Raw genomic sequence first — 21,899 nt, 5'->3', positions numbered from 1 at the left:
ATAATTACTACTTAAATCATTTTTATTTATATTGAACAAATCAAAAAATGCCAATTACAAACATTGAAAGTTAAACTCTAAATGCGCATTCAGACATAATCCTAAATTAATTTGAACTAAATTACTCATAATAGTATAAGCTTCTATTTATTTTTTATATCAAATAGCGATTGCAAAACACTCAATTTATTCCATCGTTTTTATGTGATAACTCTTATATCTCATTGACAGAATATATTTTTAATGTGATTAATATTATTGTAAAAACAACGATAATGAGAAAAGTAATGAACAACGTAACCATCCGCAGAGCAACGCTGGACGATGTACCAGCCATCACTAAAATGCACGCTGACTATTCTGCGTATGCCAACACCTTACAACTGCCTTACCCAACAGAAAAAACATGGGAAGCTCGCCTCGGGGAAAATGATCCTCTCGTCACCCAGTTTGTTGCCACCATTGGTGAGGAAGTTATCGGTTTGCTTGTAATTAGCCAACCAAGCCAAGTGCGTCGTCGCCATGTCGCCACCTTCGGCATTACCGTTAGTGAAGCCCACCAAGGCAAAGGCATTGGCTCACAACTGATGCAAGTGATGGTGGATTACTGCGATAACTGGTTGAATGTACATCGCATAGAACTAGAAGTGTTTGCAGCAAATGGCAGTGGCGTTGGGCTGTATGAAAAGTTTGGCTTCGAACAAGAAGGCCGCATGAGAGATTATGCTTTTCGTGATGGGCAATACGTTGATGCAGTGATGATGAGTCGGATAAAAAGTTAGTCTTAAAAAGACCATGGTAGTTGCCAGCATAGTGGTGCTACCTTAAAGTAATCTCCATCTTATCCACTTAATCTAAGGTAGCCCATGAAAACGCAAAATAATTTCACTGAGACGCAAAATAAGGCAAACCTACAACAAGATTTCCCCCTTGCTATCAAACAAAGCTCTGACGCCAAATGGAAAGAAAAAAATAGAACAAACATTGATAACTTTAATGAATTTGAACAACAAGCAGGGCTATTTACTGATGATCATGAGTATGGGGTGATTTAATGCCTCAATATGCTGTTTATCGTAATAAATCAATCAGGTCGAAAGACCAATATCCTTATCTTATTGATATCCAAAATGACCTACTGAGTGACTATCACTCACATGTTATCATGCCTATATCGCCATTATCGCATAACAATTCACAAGTTAAGGCTCTAACCCCTGTGGTTTATATTAATGGTATTCACCATGTAATTATCACTAAATCCATAACCACTATTTCCATTAATAAACTTAAGCCACGTGACCTCGTCTGTATCATCCCGAATGTTCATGCAAAAATTATTTCGGCTGTTGACATGATCATTTCGGGGATTTAGAGTTTTTATTTCACAAAAAATGCCACTCAATCGGTGGCATTTATAGCATAATGAAAACATCTAACGATTATTTATCGCCTAACAACACTGAATCCAGTGCAATCTCAATCATCTCATTGAACGTGGTTTGACGTTCTTCTGACGTAGTTTGTTCGCCAGTTTTGATATGGTCAGAAACGGTACAAATCGTTAATGCACGCGCACCAAACTCAGCCGCAACACCATAGATACCCGCAGCTTCCATTTCAACGCCCAGAATGCCGTATTTTTCCATCACTTTGAACATATCAGGGTCTGGTGAGTAGAATAGGTCTGCTGAGAACAGGTTACCCACACGGACATTCACATTTCTCGCTTTTGCCGCTTCAACCGCATTATGGACTAAGTCATAGTCTGCAATCGCTGCAAAATCATTTTCTTTAAAGCGTTGACGGTTAACACGTGAATCAGTACAAGCGCCCATACCAATCACAACATCACGCAATTTCACGTCATCCATAACTGCGCCACATGAACCCACACGAATAATCACTTTTACACCGAAGTCAGTGATCAGCTCTTTCGCGTAAATAGAGCACGAAGGGATCCCCATGCCGTGACCCATTACAGAAATTTTACGACCTTTATAAGTCCCTGTAAAACCTAACATGCCACGCACATTATTGACTTGGTGAACATCCTGAAGGAAAGTTTCAGCGATGTATTTTGCACGTAATGGGTCGCCTGGCATCAGAACGACATCAGCGAAATCACCCATTTCTGCATTAATATGTGGAGTTGCCATGATTATTTCCCTTTAAATGATTAAATATTTTTAAGTTAATAAGGTGGTTTCCTACCTTATTATTAAAAAAGTATGACGACAAAGCCTTGCCCATTACTTTTAATTCCCCGCCATTACCCTAAATAATTTGAGTTGTAGCTAGGCGGCAAAGAAAATCATCCCTATGAGCATACATCAGTATGTGATTCGGGTGATTTTGTGCAGCCAACACCGCTACAGCTCAAAGTATGACGGCAAAGCCTTGCCCATTACCTTTAACTTCCCGCCATTACCCTAAATAATTTGAGTTGTAGCTAGGCGGCAAAGAAAATCATCCCTATGAGCATACATCAGTATGTGATTCGGGTGATTTTGTGCAGCCAACACCGCTACAGCTCAAAGTATGACGGGTAATGGGTGTTAGAGCATTAGTTTACCATAATCCATCGGCGACAAATCAAAGTACTTAGCCACTGTCTGCCCAATGTCCGCGAAGGTTTCGCGATGACCTAATGAACCTGGTTTCACTTTCGGGCCATAAACCAACACAGGAATGTGCTCACGGGTATGGTCAGTACCTGGCCAAGTTGGGTCACAACCGTGGTCAGCCGTTAAAATTAGAATGTCGTCTTCTTTAACTAATTTCATCAGCTCAGGTAAACGGCGGTCGAATAATTCTAATGCTGCGGCATAACCGGCCACATCACGGCGGTGGCCATATGCAGAGTCAAAATCCACAAAGTTAGTGAAAACGATAGTGTTGTCACCCGCCAGTTTCATTTCTTCAACGGTGGCATCGAACAGCGCATCAATGCCTGTGGCTTTGATTTTCTTAGTGATACCTACGTGAGCGTAAATATCCGCAATTTTACCGATAGAGACGACTTCACCTTGTTTTTCATCAACTAATTTTTTCAATACCGTTGGTGCTGGTGGCTCTACCGCTAAGTCATGGCGGTTACCTGTACGTGTGAAGTTACCAGCCTTGTCACCAACAAATGGACGCGCGATAACACGGCCAATGTTATAACCACCTTTGGTTAACTCTTCACGCGCAATTTCACACAGCTCATACAGTTTATCTAAGCCGTAAGTTTCTTCGTGACACGCAATTTGGAATACTGAGTCAGCAGAGGTATAGAAAATAGGTTTCCCTGTTTTCATATGCTCTTCACCCAGTTGATCAAGGATAACTGTACCTGATGAATGACAGTTACCTAAATAGCCCGGTAAGTTAGCTTTCTCAACTAAAGTGTCCAACAGTTCTTGTGGGAAGCTGTTTTCTTCATCGGAGAAATAACCCCAGTCGAATAGCACAGGCACACCCGCAATTTCCCAGTGGCCTGATGGCGTATCTTTACCCGAAGAAATTTCGCTCGCATAACCATATGCGCCAATAATTTCTGCTTTAGGATCAAGGCCCGCAGGGAATGAACCGCTTGATTCCTCTCCTGCTTTACCTAAACCTAATTTTGTTAAATTCGGTAAATGCAGAGGCCCTTTACGGCCAATATCCGCTTCGCCGCGTGCGCAAGCATCTGCAATGTGACCCAACGTATTTGAGCCTTCATCACCAAATTTATGTGCATCGTGTGCAGCTCCGATCCCAAAGGAATCCAAAACCATAATAAATGTGCGTTTCATATTTTTCTCCTGCGGTATTTTTAAATACGATATACCACTAAAATCTATTTGTATTATTCGCTGATTTGGCGATAAACCATAGGTGTCGCTTCAGGTGCCTTGTCGCCAATCACCATCGCTTCGCGCACTTCCTTCGCCGCTTCTTCCCACGCTTTTTCACTATTTGCATGGATAATTGCCAGTGGCGTCTGGGTATCCACTTTGGCACCTAACGCAGCGATATCGCTCAAACCAACGCTATAATCAATTGGGTCTGTCGCTTTACGACGACCACCACCTAAAGTCACGACAGACATACCCAGCGCACGTGTATCCATTTGCGTGATAATACCGTCTTGTGGTGCATAAACGGCTTTGCTCAGCACGGCTGTTGGCAGATATTTGTTGTAGTTTTCAACAAAATCAACAGGCCCCTTTTGAGCGGCAACCATGCGACCAAACACTTCTGCCGCTTTACCATTATCTAATACTGCTTGTAATTTTTGGCGCGCTTCTTCGCGGTTTGCAGCTAATGAACCAGACACTAACATTTCTACGCATAATGCCATGGTAACTTCATAAAGGCGTGGATTACGGTATTCACCCGTTAAGAATTGAACCGCTTCACGTACTTCAACTGCGTTACCTGCACTGGATGCCAACACTTCATTCATGTCAGTCAATAATGCGGTCGTTTTACAACCCGCCCCATTGGCTACTTTAACAATAGACTCTGCTAGCTGTTCTGACTTCTCATACGTTGGCATAAATGCACCAGAGCCGACTTTAACGTCCATCACTAGAGCATCAAGGCCTTCAGCCAGTTTTTTGCCTAAAATTGAAGCCGTGATTAGCGGAATTGAGTCCACTGTCGCGGTAATATCACGGGTCGCATAAAAACGTTTATCAGCAGGCGCCAATGAGTTAGTTTGCCCAATAATTGCCACCCCGACATCTTTGATAATGTCACGGAAACGGACATCATCTGGGAAGATATCGAAATTAGGGATCGCTTCAAGCTTATCTAATGTCCCACCAGTGTGGCCTAGACCACGGCCTGAGATCATCGGTACATAACCACCACAAGCTGCAACCATTGGACCAAGCATCAGTGAAGTCACATCACCCACGCCGCCCGTTGAGTGTTTATCAACTAATGGGCCGTTGAGGTTGAGTGATTTCCAGTTCAGAACCGTACCTGAATCACGCATTGCTAATGTCAATGCAACACGCTCAGGCATGGTCATATCATTAAAATAGATAGTCATTGCCAATGCAGCAATTTGACCTTCTGAAACTGAGTTATCACGAACTCCATTGATAAAGAAACGAATTTCTTCTTCACTTAATGGCTTACCATCGCGTTTTTTACGGATAATTTCTTGTGCCAGAAACACAATATGCTCCTTTAAAGTCGAATTTATCGGCTAACAATATTGCGATAATTAATAGCTGCTGCTTGATTTTTTAACGTCAAAACCCAGCGTATTTAATAAATTTGCTAATAAGCTAGAAGCCCCAAAACGGAAGTGGCGGCTATCAGCCCAATTGTCACCTAAAATTCGTCCCGCTAACGCTAAGTATTCAGCGGCTTCTTCTGCGGTACGTACACCACCAGCTGGCTTAAAGCCTACTGTTTTTTCAACGCCCATATCATGGATGACTTGCATCATGATTTCTGCACTTTCTAAAGTTGCATTAACAGGCACTTTACCCGTAGAGGTTTTAATAAAATCAGCACCCGCTTTAATCGAAATTTCAGACGCTTTACGGATTAACGCTGCATCTTTTAATTCACCTGTTTCAATGATCACTTTCAACAACACATTGGCAGCTGCACAAGCGTCTTTACAGGCTTTCACTAAGTCAAAACCAATTTGTTCATTACCGGCAATCAGTGCGCGATAAGGGAAAACAACGTCAACTTCATCTGCACCGTAAGCAATCGCCGCTTTAGTTTCAGCTAATGCGATATCAATATCATCGTTACCGTGTGGGAAATTTGTGACCGTTGCAATACGCACATCTGGAGTGCCTTGTTCACGTAATGTTTTACGTGCAATTGGAATGAAACGAGGGTAAATACAGATTGCTGCCGTATTGCCTGCTGGGCTTTTCGCCTGATGACACAGTGCGATGACTTTTGCATCGGTATCGTCATCATTTAAAGTGGTTAAATCCATAAGGGACAGCGCGCGTTGTGCGGCCGCTTTTAAATCAGTCATATAACTCTCCAACGTTGTTAATTCTTCAGAACGACACGTTCTTTGTTGGCGAGCGGGCTTGGTTCCTTAAAGATGCTAGTCGGATGCTTTCCGAACTGAGCAGCTGAGATCCTTCTCACCGCATCATGCCCTAGAGTCCTAGACTCTGAGAACTAGCAGTTCCATAGCAGCTTACTAATGCCTATTTGACCATGGAATGATGCCTTTTTATGTGCTACAAATCACATTAATCGACTGAATGTTACATTATTAAAATAAAAAATGTGATGAATATCTAATTATATCATCTCTCACCATCAGTTTTTCGCTCAAATGGCTTTTCAATGTATTCTTCATCATTAATTGACTAAGTTAAGAATAGTTGAAAATTTACGATTGATATAAAAAGTCATAAAAGAATATAGCGAATCAAAATGAAAACGGAAGGACTATTGCCCTTCCGATTGACTTATTTGAGATGGTATAAATCTTACCACCAGATACATAAATTAAATGACTGCCGCTGCGCCTAACGTCAAGAAAAAGCCTGCGATGGTTGCACTCATTAAATTAGACAGGGTACCCGCCATAACCGCTTTCATACCTAAACGAGCAACCTCACTACGACGATTTGGCGCCATGCCCCCTAAACCACCGAGTAAGATAGCAACGGATGAAAGGTTCGCAAACCCACATAATGCGAACGAAATAATCGCTTTAGTATGGTCAGAAAGCACTTGTTTACCCGCTGCCAGCACTTCTGCATCTGCCTTCATATAATCACCAAAGTTCATAAAGGCAACAAATTCATTCACGACAATTTTTTGACCGATAAAAGAACCCGCAACTGTCGCTTCACTCCACGGTACACCAATTAAGAAGGCAATCGGTGCAAATAACCAACCTAATAATAATTCAAGTGATAATTGTGGATAATCAAACCAACCACCAATGCCACCTAAGATGCCATTAATCAACGCAATCAATGCGATAAAAGCTAATAACATTGCACCCACGTTCAGTGCCAGTTGCATCCCTGATGATGCACCAGATGCTGCTGCATCAATGATATTGGCTGGGCGCTCATCTTCAGCAACTAAATCGGTTGCATCAACCCGATCGTTCACATCTTCCGTTTCTGGAACCATCAGTTTAGCGAATAATAAACCACCTGGAGCGGCCATAAAGGAGGCGGCGATCAGGTATTCCATAGGCACACCCATTTGTGCATAGCCCGCCAAAACTGAACCCGCGACAGAAGCTAAACCACCACACATGATGGCAAACAGCTCTGATGTGGTCATTGTTGCAATATAAGGGCGAACAACCAATGGCGCTTCCGTTTGCCCTACGAAGATATTCGCTGTCGCAGATAAGGATTCGGTTCTTGAGGTTCCCAGTACTTTTTGCAGGCCACCACCAAGAATTTTAATCACTAACTGCATGATGCCTAAATAATAAAGCACAGCAATTAATGAAGAGAAGAAAACGATAATTGGCAGAACACGGAAAGCGAAAATAAAGCCACCGCCGCCAAACAGTTCAAACATTTTATCGGAAACAAGGCCACCGAAGATGAAACTCATCCCATCTTGGCCATATCCAATAACTTTAGAAACCGCATCAGACATCCCTTGAAGCACACTACGCCCCGCAGGAACATAAAGAACAAATGCGCCAATGGCTAATTGAATTAAAAATGCACCACCGACTGTGCGGAGTTTAATTGCTCGGCGATTGCTGGAAAATAGAATAGCTATCGCGATAAGTACCGCCATTCCGATAATACTCATAATGAGCTGCATGGAAGGATCCCTGTTCACTTTATTTTAGGTTGATATATAAGGAAACGTGTAAGTCGCCTTGATTCTTAATCTGATGATTATACCTAGTCATCACCAATAACCCGCAATACTCATCACAAATACACACTGCAATAAACAACAAAAATTCACATAATGTGACAAAAATCACAAAATAGACTCGGTTTAGTCTGGAAAGGAACTAAAGTCCTAATTCATCACAATAAAGACTAAATAGATTTAAATAGCTAACTAGTGAAATTACATAAACATTACTTATGAATTTGTATGCGGTTTTATTTGGTGAGATTAAATAACGACAAGCTATTGTTGTAAAGTTGTTGGGCTATTTCTTCAGGGGATTCGTGGCGAAGCTCACATAATGAACGAAAAACCCACTCAATACGTTCAGGCCGATTTGGCTCACCTTGGAAACCCGAAACAGGCATATCGGGGGCGTCCGTTTCGAATAATAATGAAGCCAAAGGAAGTTGGGACATCACATGGCGAGTTTTATTCGCTCTTTCATAAGTAATGGTTCCACCCACACCAATATAATAACCAAGTTTAACAAAGGCTTGTGCTTGAGATAGGCTGCCAGCAAAGCCATGTACGACACCACGAGCAGGGACCTCAAAACGACGTAACATCGCTGCTAATGGGTCATGGCTTTTTCGTGAATGCAAAATAACGGGTAAATCAAACTGTTTCGCTAACTTTAATTGTGCGGACAACACCTCTTGCTGGCGTTCAAATTGCGGGTTTTGCATATAGAGATCAAGCCCAATCTCGCCTATCGCTACACATTTTTTATTTTTTTCAGTTAGATAATCAGTCAATATATCAATATGTTGCTCTTGAAACTGACTTAAATATAATGGATGAAAACCCATAGCAGCATGGAGCTGCGGGTACTGCTGTGCCAGTTGCCAAACACGCTCAAAATTATCCACACTCACCGTAGGAATGACAATATCGCTCACGCCACTTTGCTGAGCAAGCTTCAAGCTTTCAGTAAAAGAGTCACTAAAGGGTGGAAAATCAAAATGGCAATGGGTATCGATAAATTGAAGCTCAGCCATCACGGCTCTCATTTGCTGATATTGCAGCCAGAGGCACTGAAGAGACAGGCTCAGTCACCAATTCAGGAATGAGCTCACTCGGTACTTGAGGCTCAAGCTGAATATCTAATGGATTCGACTCAATTTTCTGTGCCAAGGTATGTCTAAAGCGATTTGTACTGTGGTCAAATGCGTCACCCAGTGCTGCAATAAAATAGCGGCCACACCGGCGACCCGTATGGTAATCTTGATTAAGTGAAGACACCTTACTACCCAGCGCACTGCTTTTCAGTGGAACAGGTGGATAAATCTCAAAGACCTGTACATCTTTTGGTGGGTTTTCAATAAATTCTTGCGTTTTACGGTAACTTTTCAGATGAACTTTCAGCATAGCGGCCATACGTTGTAGGCCATTATTTTCCCCTTCCAACCACCGAGTCATTCTTTTCACCCATTCAGGGGTAAAATACATTTGGGAGGGAACGGTACGGATCACAACAATGGTCTCTGCGCCACGACGATATGCCTCTTCAACTGGGATCGCAGCACTAATACCGCCATCCTGATATAAAGTGCCATCAAGTTCGACGCCTTCCCGATAAAAACCCGGGATCGCGCTGGACGCACGAATGATATCCAACCAAGTGTCGGCATCAGGCTGTAAGAAGGCCGCAGAAAAATCATCACTGCGACTTGCCCCCATATAGAATTCACGGCCTGAATCTAATAAATCGAGCCCTGCTTGTATACGTAATGGAAATTCTTTTGCTGTGGTATCGACTAGCCAATCTAAATCAATCAGATGGCCACCTCGAATAAACCGCAAGGGATTAAAAAATGCTGAATTGGTTGTATAGCGTGTGATCACGCGACGTGCGTAGCCCGCTTGCCCACAAATATACGCAGAAAGGTTTTGAGCTCCTGCAGAAGTACCAATCATCAGATCAAAAGGGTTGAAATCAGAGATAAGAAACTCATCCAGTACACCTGCAGTAAAAATCCCTCGTTGGCCGCCACCTTCACAAATCAGAGCCGTTTTTCCCGAGTTGATATTATCAAAGAATGCAAGCGGCTCAATCGTGCCGAGTGTAACTGAAACGTGTTTTCCCATAATGCCTCTGGATGACAGAAGTTCTTTTTAATTCACTTTAAATAGCTCAAAAACAGAATGAGCTTCCCCTAGAAAGCCCATTCTATCAACATTGTACAATAAATACTCAGCAATATGAGCTATTGAGACATTTATTTACCGCTTAGTTAGCAATCACTAAACCATTTTGTACCGATTTAACCCCATTAACTTGCGATGCAACTTGGGTAATTTTATCCATTTGCTCAGCTGATTTAACAAAACCTGATAAGTAAACAACACCATTGACGGTTTTAACTGATACGCTGTTACTCGATATACCTTTCGTACCCAGTAATTTCCCTTTTACATCAGCAGTAATCGCTGAGTCATCAATGTACTCGCCGGTATTTTTAGCGCCACTCGAAATAGCATTTCCAGTATCTTTACCTGCCATTTCAACTGTCTTAGATGCACTGTCCCACGTATCTGAAGCTTGTTTTTTCAAAGCACTATCAGATGATGAGCTACAAGCCGCGAGTGCCCAGCTCAACCCAATAACTCCTAACCAACTCAATAGTTTTGCTTTTTTCATAAAAACCTTCCTTTCACTGCAATGGACAACGAATAATATAGCCTAAGTAAAAAAACATAAAAAATAAAGAGAAAGGTAATAAACACAGAATATTCTTGATGATAAGCACCAAAAAACAGGGAAAGTAACTTTAAATGAAGTTCGAAATAAGATGACCCACTGCTAACCATGTTAGTCGTGGGTCATAAACACAATTAGTGTTCGCGTGTTTTGCGGAATTTAACGTCAGGGTAGCGTTCACTGGTGAGGTTAAGATTCACCATTGTAGGTGCGATATAAGATAAGTTATCGCCACCATCAAGGGCTAAATTTTGCTCATTTTTGCGCTTAAACTCTTCAAGTTTCTTCGCATCATCGCACTCAACCCAACGCGCAGTAGAAACGTTAACAGCTTCATAAATAGCTTCAACGTTATATTCGCTTTTCAAACGCGAAACCACCACGTCAAACTGCAGCACCCCTACCGCACCAACAATTAAGTCATTGTTAGTTAACGGACGGAAAACCTGTACCGCCCCCTCTTCAGATAACTGAACGAGGCCTTTTAGCAGTTGTTTTTGTTTTAGCGGGTCACGTAAACGAATACGACGGAATAATTCAGGGGCAAAGTTTGGAATACCCGTAAATTTGAGTTCTTCACCTTGTGTGAAGGTATCACCGATTTGGATCGTGCCATGGTTGTGCAACCCAATAATATCCCCTGCGTAGGCGTTTTCGACCTGAGAGCGGTCCCCCGCCATAAAAGTTAACGCATCGGAAATTACTACGTCTTTTTTGATACGGACTTGGCGCAGTTTCATGCCTTTCTCATAAGTACCTGAAACAATACGCATAAATGCAACACGGTCACGGTGTTTCGGGTCCATATTGGCTTGAATTTTAAACACGAAGCCAGTGAATTTTTCTTCTGTCGCATTAACTTGGCGTAAATCTGTTTGGCGTGGTTGCGGCTGCGGAGCCCACTCCACTAAACCATCTAACATATGGTCAACACCAAAGTTACCTAACGCTGTTCCGAAAAAGACTGGGGTTAATTCCCCCTGCAAGAAGGCATCATGGTCAAACTCATGGGATGCCCCTTGAACCAATTCCAGCTCATCGCGTAACTGCGCGGCTAGTTCATCACCTACGGCTGCATCGAGATCCGGGTTATTTAGCCCTTTAATAATACGGATTTCTTGAATTGTATGCCCTTGACCTGTTTGGTATAGGATTGTTTCATCGCGTAATAAATGATAAACACCCTTGAATAATTTACCACAACCGATAGGCCATGTGATTGGACAACACGCTATTTTCAGCTCGTTTTCCACTTCATCCATTAATTCCATTGGGTCACGAATATCACGATCCAATTTATTCATGAAAGTTAAGATTGGAGTGTCACGTAAACGGGTAACTTCCATCAGCTTACGTGTCCGGTCTTCAACCCCTTTACCTGAGTCAATCACCATTAAGCAGCAGTCAACCGCTGTTAATGTACGGTAAGTATCTTCAGAGAAGTCTTCGTGACCTGGGGTATCCAGTAAGTTAACAAGACAATCATTATAAGGAAACTGCATGACAGAGGTGGTAATCGAAATACCACGCTGCTTTTCCATTTCCATCCAGTCGGATTTAGCGTGTTGGTTAGAGCCACGGCCTTTTACCGTACCTGCACGTTGAATAGCGTGTCCAAACAATAACACTTTTTCGGTTATTGTGGTTTTACCCGCATCGGGGTGGGATATGATAGCAAACGTTCTGCGTGTGCTAACTTCATGGAGAAAGTTCTGATCTGTCATTTAACCGTTCTTTTCGTTTATATACAGATTTGTATAAGCATTCGAAGAGGCTCAATGTGGCTCTTGGCGTCGCAAATCCGTCTTGTTAATCAAAATTGGCGGTTATTTTCGCAGATCTTGGGGGTATTAACAATCAAAGGCTATCTAATCTGTTACCATTTACTCTCAGTGTGCGCCAATACTCAGTTGTAGCTGTTTGTAATCGTTGCTTCTTCAGCCCATAAACAACTGTCTCTAAACCACAAATTCCTTCGCTACCAAAAATCGATGATAGCTTGTCGTACTACGCCAATAATGCTGCAATTGCCGTTGTTCGGTATTGCATGGTGTAACGAGATCTAGTCGATTTACCAGAGCAAATCTGGCTGATCAGCTGCTGTATGATACCAATGTGACGAGCCAACAACTCAAAGCAGCAAAACATCTAGTTTTGGTTGAATAAATCTGACTTTTCATCGTCTGATTTACCACTTGTTGATGGTCAGAAAGGTGCATGATTTGTTCAGAAGATCAGCCCTGCATAAACATCTATTTTTTAGAAATCACATACTGAGAACATCTTTCAGCTTTTCTAAGGCTTGTGTATGTTTGTCATTCGGCATTTTTGCTAAATTGATTTGTTTCCATTTGATGGCAGGAAGCTCACAGACTCCATTCAGGCCGAGTAAAGACCAGTCAGGTTCTCGATTTTTAAAGGATAGCAAAAAAGCCTTTTCAACATCGGTCAGTCCTTGGTGAATGAGGTCTACTAGGCGTCCCCTTACGGTTTCCAGTTCCACCAACGGGACATCCGTCTCGGCCATGTTAGTAAACTCACCTTCATAGGTGGCAGTAATATCCTTAAATTGCGGACTGAGCAATTCTGCCATTGGCCGATTATGGCTTGATAAATAAACGAGTAATGCTTTACGAATTTCATCCGTTAGCCCTTCATTCTCCAAAAGCAACTTCACATCAAATAAGTCTCTTGGATGCTGTCTATCCAATGCTGCACATATCTTTCCAGCATAAAGATCAGCTAAGTCAACAACAGGTATTTCAACATAACCAAATTCGTCTTCTATGACTGCGCAAACTTCCATCAGCTTTGGTTCATAAACAGTACCGCGCAATACAGGTGATAACTCGACTTTGATCTGCACACCGTTGCGAGCAATGATCAACCTTAGAGCATCGCGTTTTGACCGATAAGCTTCCGTTAGCTCGACATCTTTAAATGTTATTTTTAAATCCACGCTAATAGCATCAAGTGCATCACAGATTTCCTGCAAGGCATCATCACGGCTCTTCATTGGCAGATACACCAAATCAATATCGACCGATAAACGAGGAAAGTCTCTGACAAATAAATTGATTGCTGTACCACCTTTGAGCGCAAAGCATTTCTGTTTGGCAACGAAAGGCAATACCTGTATCAAAAGCTGTACTTGCTTGTAATAAATACTGTTTCTATCCATCGCTGAACTTATCCTTTACTTGCCAACACCATATGCTGAGGTACTGTTATTAGATACTCTGTATCCAATTTTCCACCTTTAGCAACAACACGCTTACCTGAGCCTAAATCGTAATTTTCTACATTTAACTTATCAAACCAAGGATAAGCTTGGCGTTTTGCAAGCCAAAAGAACAATCGTTTGACCTTTACGCTTTTACACGCTTTTAAGAGCGAATCTAGTTTTCTTGGAGATAAATTCACCAACCCCTGCATTAGCTCATCGGCATGTTCAAATGACACACTTTCAGGCAAATCCACCAACACTTCCAATATGGCTTTTTCAGGACATGAAAAATATACAGGTGGTAATTGCTCTCCCCATTCATGCTCTTTAACGAATGCTCTATCTTTGAATAAGCTCTCAGGCCAAAGTTTACTTGTACTATGTCCTTCGAACTTAATTGGCAATGACAGTCTCTCAAGCCAGGAAGGCAGTTTTCCCGTTGCATATAAATGAATATGAGGTGTACTTCCTAATGACAAATATTGCGACAAACCAGATATGGAAAGCGCTGACAATCCACCGACCACGACAGGCGGAAGTTGTTCATCTGCACTTTTATTCATCATACGCTGCATAGAAGCGACTACGCCTTCCCAAGTGACTGTTCGAGAATACTGGCTGTAAACACCTATAGCTAGCGGCAATAACGTATCGGTTTTGACAGCGTTATCCAACGCATGAGCACTCAAGCCCTGCTCTGCAAGCCATTTTTTTGTTGCTAACATACCATAAGGTAAAAGAGTTTTAAGAGACTGCTTATAAGACTCTTTCACCGTTTCGCGCTGGGAATGACTAACCATTTTTAAACACCAAACCTTTTTCTAGTTTATCTCTTTGCTATTTTGCGGCTAATATCGCCGTAAAACCTAGACTTAATAAACTATCACAACAAGGCGTGGTTTACTATTCTTTCCATTCACGGCGAATATCGCCGTATAATTTCCAACTTTTAAACCAAATCTACCGAAACTTAGAAAACTTACTTTGTCCAGTCCGCGAGTAATATCTGCAATGTTTTGGTGTGTTTGCTTTGTACATAAATCAAGTGATAAAAGAACAAGTCCCATCCGAAGATGGAAATTTTTAGCTCAAGCCTATGAATAACAAGGGATACAAGACGGTTTATGTCATGGAATTTTCGCCAGAGGCCCATAAAACGGAATTTGTACTCAAGTTTGTACACACTTTCCGAAATCACACTTGAACATCATTGAAAAGCAAAGCATCGAGGAACAGGCAAAACAGTCCCCCGATGGCTCACGAAATTGGCTCAATAAACAGCGTCTTTATGCATCAACTAAGCACTGACCAAACGGGCTATTTCATCCCCCAACGCCTGCGTACTGGCATCGCCACCCATATCACGAGTCAAATGTTGACGTTGTTTAATCGCGGTTTCTACCGCAGACATAATCGAATCATGCATCTCAGGGCATCCCAAGTGCTGCATCATCATGGCTGCCGCCCAAATCGTACCAATCGGGTTAGCAATATTTTGCCCTGCAATATCCGGAGCTGATCCATGAACCGGCTCAAACATCGATGGGAATTGTTTTTCTGGGTTAATATTAGCAGACGGCGCAATCGCAATGGTACCTGTACAAGCAGGCCCTAAATCAGACAAAATATCGCCAAACAGGTTTGACCCAACAATCACATCGTAGAACTCTGGCATTCTCACTAAGTTTGCAGCAAAAATATCAATATGAAATTGGTCAACTTTGATATCTGGGTATTGCTTCGCTATTTCGGCTACGCGACTATCCCAATAAGGCATTGAATGAAATAGTCCGTTGGATTTCGTCGCTGAACTTAAATGTTTTTTCTCACGCGACTGTGCCAAATCAAAAGCATATTTTAAAATACGGTCTGTTCCCTTACGGGTAAAAATACTTTGTTGCAGCACCATTTCTTCATCAGTACCTTCGTACTGAATACCGCCAATCGCAGAGTATTCCCCTTCAACGTTTTCACGCACCACATAAAAATCAATATCTCCCGGTTTTTTATCTGCTAACGGACACTTAATGCCATCAAACAGACGGACAGGACGCAGGTTAACATATTGGTTGAAAGCGCGGCGGATAGGTAATAACAGCCCCCATAATGAAATATGATCAGGAACACCTGGGAACCCGACTGCGCCTAAGAAAATCGCATCAAATTTTTTCAATTGTTCTAAGCCATCTTCAGGCATCATACGCCCCGTACGGTGATAGGTTTCGCACGACCAATCAAAATGGGTAAACTGCAATTTTATCCCGTGCTTATTTGCCGCTGCTTCTAATACTTTTAACCCTTCAGGGATCACTTCGGTACCAATACCATCACCAGGAATAACCGCTATGTTAAATTGTGACATTGTGAAAACCTCTGATAATTGAATTATGTCTGTTTGTTCTCCAGTTTAGGGGTTGCTGTGATAAAGTATAGATATGAAGTGTAATCCTTAGGTTTACAAACTATGAACAAGCTTCCTTCGTTAGAGGATATCCGCGTTTTTGTCACGGTTGCCCGTTTGATGAGTTTCTCTCAAGCCGCTTCACAGCTGTTGGTATCCCCAGCTTATGTTTCTAAACGCATTAAGTTGCTAGAAGAAAATTTAGGACAAACTTTATTTTTTAGAACTGCTCGCTCAATTAAGCTGACTCATGAAGGGCAAATTATTTTGCGTAGCAGTGAAATGATGCTAGCTGAATTGGAACAGATGCAACAGCAACTCAACGCCTGTCGCGAAGAGATCCGCGGCTCACTGCGTATCAGTTGTAGCACAGGCTTTGGCAGTACTTACATTAACCCGTTTATACTGACATTGCGGGGAAATTACCCTTTATTAGGCATTGACCTCACTTTAACCGATAAGTCTGTCGATATTATTAGTGAAAACATTGATGTTGATATCTGTATTGGCGGTACGATAGCTGAGCAATTTATTGCTAGGCGGATTGCACAAAACCAACGTATCCTGTGCGCTTCACCAAGCTACTTAGCAACACACGGCTACCCAAAATATCCACAAGAACTGGAACAAAAGCACTTTTGTATTGCGATTAAAGAACGTAATCAAGCCCCCGCTGTATGGAAGCTTGAACATCAGCAAGAAAGTATGACGGTCACTCCCAATAGCAAATTAACCGTCAATAATGGTGAAGTCGCCAAGCAATGGTGCTTAAGTGGTGAAGGGATCCTATTGCGCTCCCAATGGAGTGTGCAGCCTGAGTTACAGTCTGGCCAATTAGTGCGAGTGTTACCGCAATGGCATCAAACCGCGGATGTTTATGCTGTATATTCGAGAAGTCTCCGAACGAGTGCTAACCTTAGAGTCTTTATCGAAAATCTAGAGCAATACCTTGCTACTCACTTATCACATGGTTTTTAGTTAACCCCATAAGTTATAAGGTAAACATGAATTGATGACAGAAACAGAGACATTCAAAGAACGTTTGTTGAAATTGCTAAAACAGAAAAAAATGAGTCAATTAAAGGCAGCTGAAGCCCTTGGCGTTTCCCGAACGGCAGTTAACAAGTGGACGAAAGGCGGCATGATTGATGAAGATAATCTTGAAAAGCTCGCCACGTTATTGGATGTCGACAAGATATGGTTGAAATACGGTGAATATACCAATAACCAAATCACTGTTAGCAATTCAGGCGTCATGCGCAATATCAACGAAGTCCATCTTCAAGAATCCGCAGATATCGTGACATGGGAGTGGGACTTATTAACGGGGGAATTGAACTACTCCGACAACGTTGAAGCCGTATATGGCATCAAAATCACCAGTAATGAAGATTTCTGGGCCTTAATGAGCCATGACTCCAAGGAAAAGTTGGTTAATGGATATTCCAAAATTATCCGTGAAGGGGGTGCCCATGAAATGGATTTTAAAATTAACTGGGAAGGCGATTACCGCTGGATCACATCTCGAGCCACTGGCGTCAAAGGCCCGAATGGCAAAGTGACAAAACTGGTTGGGATCAGCTTAGACAACACAGAACGTAAAAATACTGAACTGCGCCTGCGTAAAATCAAATGCTATTTTGATGTTTTATTATCTCATTTCAATCATTTAGTCGTATTTACCGATAAGGCAGGTGAAATATTAGCCAGCAACTTACACAATCAATCGACTGAAATAGATTACCTTGAACTACAACGTTTATTATATCAATTAGTGATCAACCATAAGCCATGGCTAGATGAAGTATTTCGGACTGGGCGGGGGCAAATCGTATTTCAAGACAAGCAAATTACCGCTTATCAACACTTGAATGATGAAAAACAGCCTTTTTTAATGTTTGAATTAAAAGATATTTAAAACAGGTATTCTGCCCCACTTGTGGCCTAAGCGGGGCAACTTTGATTATAAATCAAGAACTAACCGTTTAGATTTAGCTCGCGAAACACACAACATCATCGTTTTCTGCTCAGCTTTTTCATCATCATCGAGGTAGTGGTCACGATGATCAGCCTCTCCCTCAAGTATTGCCGTCTCGCAGGTTCCACAAACCCCATTACGGCATAAACATTCCACATTAATGCGCTTATCTGCTTCGATTACCTGCAAAATGGACTCATCTTTACCGATTTCCAAACTAAAACCTGAACGTTGAAAATAGACCTCAAATGAATCCCCTTCGCTGGCAACTTCACCAAAATTTTCAAAATGAACCTGTGATTCACCAAGGTGCTGATGACCCTTTTCAATCACCTCATTAATTAATGATTGGGGACCACATACATACAGATGGCTATTGCTCGCTTGTGCTTGAACCAACTGTTCAACAGACATTCGTTGCCCTTGGCTGCCGTCATAGAGAAATAAACGCGAGCCAATACGCTGTTGCAAATGTTCAAGAAATGCCGCTGTTGCACTATCACGAAAACAGTAATGGAGCTCAAAATCCATTCCATTTTCTTCTAATTCATAGAGATAAGAGAGAAAAGGCGTGATCCCAATTCCACCAGCGATCAAAATATGCTTACATTGGTTATCCGGTGCCAACGAGAAAAAATTCTGTGCTGGTGACAGGTACAAACTGTCCCCTGGCGATAGCTGCTCATGCATAAATGCAGAGCCGCCTTTCGAGTTTTCATCACGCAATACAGAAATACAATAACTGCCACACTGCTGTGGGTCACTGATTAACGAATAAGCACGTTGTAAACCGGCCTGCCCATCCATGTGAACGGTAACGTGGCTACCTGCACTAAAAGGCACAAAAGTACCATCTTGCGCTACAAATTCGAACATCTTGATATTTGGGCTAACTTGCTCAATTCGGCTAATATTGACTGCAATTTTTTGTTGGTTCATCACAGTGCCTCTCTTATTATTCAATATCTAAACACAGATACTTAGTACTTAAATAATCCTCAATACCATATCGAGAGCCTTCTTTTCCTAGACCTGATTGCTTCACACCTCCAAAAGGAGCAACTTCATTAGAAATCAAGCCTGTATTGATACCGACCATGCCACTTTGTAGCTTTTCAGCAACACGATAAACACGGCTAACATCACGAGAAAAGAAATAAGCCGCTAAGCCATAAATCGTATTGTTGGCGCGAGTAATCACTTCATTTTCATCACTAAAACGAATCAATGTTGCAATGGGACCAAATATTTCCTCATGAACAATCTTCATTGAATCATCAACATCAACAAGGACTTTGGGATTAAAGAAATTGCCATACTCAGTGACTTCATTCCCTAAGGTTAATTGGCGAGCGCCTTTCGCTAATGCATCTTGCAATAACTCATTCATCCCATCGATAGCACGTGTTGTGATCATCGGCCCAATGTCGGTACTGGCTTCAAGACCATTACCGACTTGCAATTTGGCGACTTCTGTAACGAACTTGGTCTGAAATTCATCGAAAATCGCATCTTGAACATAAAAACGGTTCACACAAACACAAGTTTGCCCACCATTACGAAATTTCGCTTGAACCGCACTCTTTACCGCTTTATCAATGTCCGCATCATCAAAGACAATAAAAGGCGCGTTCCCCCCCAGTTCGAGTGAGGTTTTCTTAATCGTTGATGCGCACTGCTCAGACAATATTCGCCCAACTTGTGTTGAACCGGTAAACGAAAATTTACTGATAAGCTCATGTTTAGTTAGGCGTTCCCCTAGAACGCGAGAGTCCCCAGTAATGACGTTAAATATCCCAGCGGGGATACCCGCCTCATCAGCCAGCTGCGCTAAGGCGAGTGCCGTAAAAGGCGTTTCTGTCGCGGGTTTGATAACAATACTGCAACCCGCAGCCAGTGCTGGAGCCGCTTTACGAGTGATCATCGCTGCGGGAAAATTCCATGGCGTAATCGCACTGCAAACACCGATCGGCTGCTTGATTGTCGAAAGACGGTTACTTCCCACCGTTTGAGGGATAGTCTCCCCATAAACACGTTTTCCCTCTTCCGCAAACCATTCAATAAATGACGCGGCATAACGAATTTCACCTTTTGCCTCATGCAGTGGCTTACCTTGTTCGAGAGTCATTAAACGCCCGAGATCATCAACATGGGCTTCAATCAGCTCAAACCAGCGACGTAAAATGATAGAACGCGCTTTCGCTGTCAGCTTACTCCAGCCTTCCATCGCAGAATACGCAGATTCAATCGCCTCATTTACTTGTGTGGCCGACAGGCTGGGGATCGTTCCCAGCACAGATTGGTCAAAAGGATTAGTCACAGGGATTTTATTGTCTGAATCAACCCATTGCCCATTGATGTAACATGACTGACGAAATAGTGCAGGGTGAGTTAAATGATGCATTTGTGACTTCTCCTTTTATTTTTATGGTTAACGTAATTACTCAGTGTGCGCGCCAGCGATGATTTTATGGAAATGAGCAACGCCATGTTCACTAATCCCACTGCGCTGCCTGTCAGCCATGATACGCCCTTGGCCTCGGTAACCACGCGATCTCAACCCTTTTTGTACACTTTCTACTAACCGTAAATCTTCTGGGCGGAACACCGTGCGATACCATTCCACTAAGTTTTTCTGATATTCAGTCAACTCTTCATTGAGGAAATAAATATCATAGTGCTGCAAAGTTTCCCCTGCGCTCACAGGAAACTCATAAATGACTGTCATGAAATCGCCGCCTGGAGGCATATTGAACATAGTGCTTGGCCAAATCCAAAAACCAAAGAAACGCGGGTCTAAAACAGATTCATCAAATTGATAGGAGGACTCAGAAGGTTTTGCCTTACCAATTTGAACAGTCCAATTATCCAATAATTGGTGTTCGTATACGTTAACATCCACCGAACTTGCAAAGCTCACATGGTTGGTTGGGCAGTGATAACACTCAATATAGTTATCAACAATGGTTTTCCAATTAGCTGGTGTATGGCTAACAAACCGAGCGGCCAATTTTAAATCACTAATTACCGCACAAGCTTCTTGCATTTTTTCAGCTAAACCTGGAAGTTGCTCTTCAATAGGCTGCGGTTCGCCTACGGTCATATTTACATAGATAAACCCTGCATGTTCAGTAACATGGAAGCTACTTAATGTCATTGCATCAGCTTCAAAATTATTCACATTTTCACAGTTAGTCGCATGTGCTAATTGGCCATCTAGCTTGAATGCCCACGCATGGTAAGGGCAAGTAATCACATTTTTGACTTTACCGCTTTCACCGCTGATCAACTGATGCCCTCGGTGTGGACACACATTATAGAAACCGCGCAATACATCATCGCGACCACGAACAATCACAAGGCTTTCACCAATGAGTTCACGGGTGATATACGAATTTTTTTCTTTTACCTCACTAACATGTACGACACAAACCCATGAATTAGCGAATATTTTTTCTTTTTCATACTCAAAAACATCATTAGACGTGTAATAACGCGCAGGGATTGTCCATGCGTTATCGATATCAAGGTGATCATTAATCGAAATGACTTTAGCTGCATTGCTCATAATTGCCCTCACTTATGTAAACTTATAGTTAACATCTTTTTTGAGAATGTTAATGCAGATCGCATTAATGATCAAACGAAATATTGATAAAAATTTAACCAAAAACATTTAACCAATATATAACAATGAGTTGAATTACTTTTAATTATTAAAACTGTTAACAATTGGTTAATT

General features: G+C 42.0%; 20 protein-coding genes. 5 read left to right on the top strand and 15 right to left on the bottom strand.

Translation table 11 applies throughout. The features are described from left to right. The first annotated feature begins 287 nt into the window (after nt 1–287). The 3 genes from G6Q48_RS11655 to G6Q48_RS11645 all read left to right on the top strand — a co-directional run bounded on the left by G6Q48_RS11655 (nt 288) and on the right by G6Q48_RS11645 (nt 1,375). Nucleotides 288–782 carry a GNAT family N-acetyltransferase gene (locus G6Q48_RS11655; protein WP_166266576.1) on the top strand — a complete coding sequence of 165 codons (495 nt, stop codon included), beginning with the start codon at nt 288–290 and terminating at the stop codon, nt 780–782. Nucleotides 783–866: 84 nt separating this feature from the next. Next, nucleotides 867–1,055, top strand: coding sequence for a type II toxin-antitoxin system CcdA family antitoxin (locus tag G6Q48_RS11650; RefSeq protein WP_102138942.1), 189 nt, complete (start codon nt 867–869; stop codon nt 1,053–1,055). After that, the gene (locus G6Q48_RS11645) at nt 1,055–1,375 is read left to right on the top strand and encodes a CcdB family protein (RefSeq protein ID WP_166266574.1); all 321 of its coding nucleotides are present in this window, start codon (nt 1,055–1,057) and stop codon (nt 1,373–1,375) included. Before G6Q48_RS11650 ends, G6Q48_RS11645 begins: the two co-directional genes overlap by 1 nt. Before the next feature lie 67 nt (nt 1,376–1,442). On the opposite strand, the gene deoD is transcribed toward G6Q48_RS11645, so the two are convergent. The 12 genes from deoD to G6Q48_RS11580 all read right to left on the bottom strand — a co-directional run bounded on the left by deoD (nt 1,443) and on the right by G6Q48_RS11580 (nt 16,140). Then, a complete protein-coding gene (gene deoD, locus G6Q48_RS11640; RefSeq protein WP_166266572.1) occupies nt 1,443–2,159 on the bottom strand; it encodes a purine-nucleoside phosphorylase in 717 nt (238 codons plus the stop codon). A 399-nt stretch (nt 2,160–2,558) separates the two neighbouring features. Further along, nucleotides 2,559–3,782 carry a phosphopentomutase gene (deoB, locus tag G6Q48_RS11635; protein WP_166266570.1) on the bottom strand — a complete coding sequence of 408 codons (1,224 nt, stop codon included), beginning with the start codon at nt 3,780–3,782 and terminating at the stop codon, nt 2,559–2,561. 53 nt (nt 3,783–3,835) lie between these two features. After that, nucleotides 3,836–5,158 (bottom strand): thymidine phosphorylase, encoded by a 1,323-nt coding sequence (deoA, locus tag G6Q48_RS11630; RefSeq protein ID WP_102138939.1) that lies wholly within the window; start codon nt 5,156–5,158, stop codon nt 3,836–3,838. A 48-nt stretch (nt 5,159–5,206) separates the two neighbouring features. Beyond that, on the bottom strand, nt 5,207–5,986 hold the full coding sequence (gene deoC, locus G6Q48_RS11625; RefSeq protein WP_102138938.1) for a deoxyribose-phosphate aldolase: 780 nt from the start codon (nt 5,984–5,986) through the stop codon (nt 5,207–5,209). Nucleotides 5,987–6,474: 488 nt separating this feature from the next. Further along, entirely contained in the window at nt 6,475–7,758 is a 1,284-nt protein-coding gene (locus G6Q48_RS11620; protein ID WP_181490142.1) for a NupC/NupG family nucleoside CNT transporter, read from the bottom strand. Nucleotides 7,759–8,063: 305 nt separating this feature from the next. Further along, nucleotides 8,064–8,849, bottom strand: a complete 786-nt coding sequence (locus G6Q48_RS11615; RefSeq protein WP_232368229.1) for a TatD family hydrolase — start codon at nt 8,847–8,849, stop codon at nt 8,064–8,066. Then, nucleotides 8,842–9,939 carry a patatin-like phospholipase family protein gene (locus G6Q48_RS11610; protein WP_102138935.1) on the bottom strand — a complete coding sequence of 366 codons (1,098 nt, stop codon included), beginning with the start codon at nt 9,937–9,939 and terminating at the stop codon, nt 8,842–8,844. Before G6Q48_RS11610 ends, G6Q48_RS11615 begins: the two co-directional genes overlap by 8 nt. A 142-nt stretch (nt 9,940–10,081) precedes the next feature. Beyond that, nucleotides 10,082–10,492: a BON domain-containing protein gene (locus G6Q48_RS11605; protein ID WP_166266568.1), complete on the bottom strand. Its 411-nt coding sequence runs from the start codon at nt 10,490–10,492 to the stop codon at nt 10,082–10,084. Nucleotides 10,493–10,686: 194 nt separating this feature from the next. After that, nucleotides 10,687–12,276, bottom strand: a complete 1,590-nt coding sequence (gene prfC / locus G6Q48_RS11600; protein WP_166266566.1) for a peptide chain release factor 3 — start codon at nt 12,274–12,276, stop codon at nt 10,687–10,689. A 542-nt stretch (nt 12,277–12,818) separates the two neighbouring features. Next, a complete protein-coding gene (locus G6Q48_RS11590; RefSeq protein WP_166266564.1) occupies nt 12,819–13,733 on the bottom strand; it encodes a nucleotidyl transferase AbiEii/AbiGii toxin family protein in 915 nt (304 codons plus the stop codon). A gap of 8 nt (nt 13,734–13,741) precedes the next feature. Next, complete coding sequence (locus G6Q48_RS11585) at nt 13,742–14,578, bottom strand: type IV toxin-antitoxin system AbiEi family antitoxin (RefSeq protein ID WP_102140289.1); 837 nt, start codon at nt 14,576–14,578, stop codon at nt 13,742–13,744. Nucleotides 14,579–15,075: 497 nt separating this feature from the next. Further along, nucleotides 15,076–16,140, bottom strand: a complete 1,065-nt coding sequence (locus G6Q48_RS11580) for a tartrate dehydrogenase (RefSeq protein WP_102140290.1) — start codon at nt 16,138–16,140, stop codon at nt 15,076–15,078. A 102-nt stretch (nt 16,141–16,242) separates the two neighbouring features. Between G6Q48_RS11580 and G6Q48_RS11575 the strand changes: the two genes are divergently transcribed. Further along, nucleotides 16,243–17,157: a LysR substrate-binding domain-containing protein gene (locus tag G6Q48_RS11575; protein WP_166266562.1), complete on the top strand. Its 915-nt coding sequence runs from the start codon at nt 16,243–16,245 to the stop codon at nt 17,155–17,157. A 34-nt stretch (nt 17,158–17,191) separates the two neighbouring features. Next, complete coding sequence (locus tag G6Q48_RS11570) at nt 17,192–18,097, top strand: helix-turn-helix domain-containing protein (protein WP_102140292.1); 906 nt, start codon at nt 17,192–17,194, stop codon at nt 18,095–18,097. A gap of 45 nt (nt 18,098–18,142) precedes the next feature. Here the strand turns inward: G6Q48_RS11570 and G6Q48_RS11565 are convergent, their stop codons facing one another. Genes G6Q48_RS11565 through G6Q48_RS11555 form a run of 3 tightly spaced genes read right to left on the bottom strand, consistent with a single transcriptional unit; the run spans nt 18,143 to nt 21,725 of the window. After that, a complete protein-coding gene (locus G6Q48_RS11565) occupies nt 18,143–19,096 on the bottom strand; it encodes a PDR/VanB family oxidoreductase (protein WP_166266560.1) in 954 nt (317 codons plus the stop codon). Between the two features lie 16 nt (nt 19,097–19,112). Then, nucleotides 19,113–20,561, bottom strand: coding sequence for an NAD-dependent succinate-semialdehyde dehydrogenase (locus G6Q48_RS11560; RefSeq protein ID WP_102140294.1), 1,449 nt, complete (start codon nt 20,559–20,561; stop codon nt 19,113–19,115). Nucleotides 20,562–20,597: 36 nt separating this feature from the next. Continuing rightward, nucleotides 20,598–21,725, bottom strand: coding sequence for an aromatic ring-hydroxylating oxygenase subunit alpha (locus G6Q48_RS11555; RefSeq protein WP_166266558.1), 1,128 nt, complete (start codon nt 21,723–21,725; stop codon nt 20,598–20,600). Nucleotides 21,726–21,899 lie beyond the last annotated feature (174 nt).

Source organism: Providencia sp. M-27 (assembly GCF_011077905.1).
Classification (GTDB): Bacteria; Pseudomonadota; Gammaproteobacteria; order Enterobacterales; family Enterobacteriaceae; genus Providencia; species Providencia huaxiensis.
Note: the sequence above shows the minus strand (reverse complement) of the source record. Positions and strands in the feature narration are given on the sequence as shown.

Excerpts from the sequence above, each read along its gene's own strand:
- G6Q48_RS11655 (WP_166266576.1), top strand. The coding sequence starts at position 288 with ATGAACAACGTAACCATCCGCAGAGCAACGCTGGACGATGTACCAGCC.
- G6Q48_RS11650 (WP_102138942.1), top strand. The coding sequence starts at position 867 with ATGAAAACGCAAAATAATTTCACTGAGACGCAAAATAAGGCAAACCTA.
- G6Q48_RS11645 (WP_166266574.1), top strand. The coding sequence starts at position 1,055 with ATGCCTCAATATGCTGTTTATCGTAATAAATCAATCAGGTCGAAAGAC.
- deoD (WP_166266572.1), bottom strand. The coding sequence starts at position 2,159 with ATGGCAACTCCACATATTAATGCAGAAATGGGTGATTTCGCTGATGTC.
- deoB (WP_166266570.1), bottom strand. The coding sequence starts at position 3,782 with ATGAAACGCACATTTATTATGGTTTTGGATTCCTTTGGGATCGGAGCT.
- deoC (WP_102138938.1), bottom strand. The coding sequence starts at position 5,986 with ATGACTGATTTAAAAGCGGCCGCACAACGCGCGCTGTCCCTTATGGAT.
- G6Q48_RS11620 (WP_181490142.1), bottom strand. The coding sequence starts at position 7,758 with ATGAGTATTATCGGAATGGCGGTACTTATCGCGATAGCTATTCTATTT.
- G6Q48_RS11615 (WP_232368229.1), bottom strand. The coding sequence starts at position 8,849 with ATGGCTGAGCTTCAATTTATCGATACCCATTGCCATTTTGATTTTCCA.
- G6Q48_RS11610 (WP_102138935.1), bottom strand. The coding sequence starts at position 9,939 with ATGGGAAAACACGTTTCAGTTACACTCGGCACGATTGAGCCGCTTGCA.
- G6Q48_RS11605 (WP_166266568.1), bottom strand. The coding sequence starts at position 10,492 with ATGAAAAAAGCAAAACTATTGAGTTGGTTAGGAGTTATTGGGTTGAGC.
- prfC (WP_166266566.1), bottom strand. The coding sequence starts at position 12,276 with ATGACAGATCAGAACTTTCTCCATGAAGTTAGCACACGCAGAACGTTT.
- G6Q48_RS11590 (WP_166266564.1), bottom strand. The coding sequence starts at position 13,733 with ATGGATAGAAACAGTATTTATTACAAGCAAGTACAGCTTTTGATACAG.
- G6Q48_RS11585 (WP_102140289.1), bottom strand. The coding sequence starts at position 14,578 with ATGGTTAGTCATTCCCAGCGCGAAACGGTGAAAGAGTCTTATAAGCAG.
- G6Q48_RS11580 (WP_102140290.1), bottom strand. The coding sequence starts at position 16,140 with ATGTCACAATTTAACATAGCGGTTATTCCTGGTGATGGTATTGGTACC.
- G6Q48_RS11575 (WP_166266562.1), top strand. The coding sequence starts at position 16,243 with ATGAACAAGCTTCCTTCGTTAGAGGATATCCGCGTTTTTGTCACGGTT.
- G6Q48_RS11570 (WP_102140292.1), top strand. The coding sequence starts at position 17,192 with ATGACAGAAACAGAGACATTCAAAGAACGTTTGTTGAAATTGCTAAAA.
- G6Q48_RS11565 (WP_166266560.1), bottom strand. The coding sequence starts at position 19,096 with ATGAACCAACAAAAAATTGCAGTCAATATTAGCCGAATTGAGCAAGTT.
- G6Q48_RS11560 (WP_102140294.1), bottom strand. The coding sequence starts at position 20,561 with ATGCATCATTTAACTCACCCTGCACTATTTCGTCAGTCATGTTACATC.
- G6Q48_RS11555 (WP_166266558.1), bottom strand. The coding sequence starts at position 21,725 with ATGAGCAATGCAGCTAAAGTCATTTCGATTAATGATCACCTTGATATC.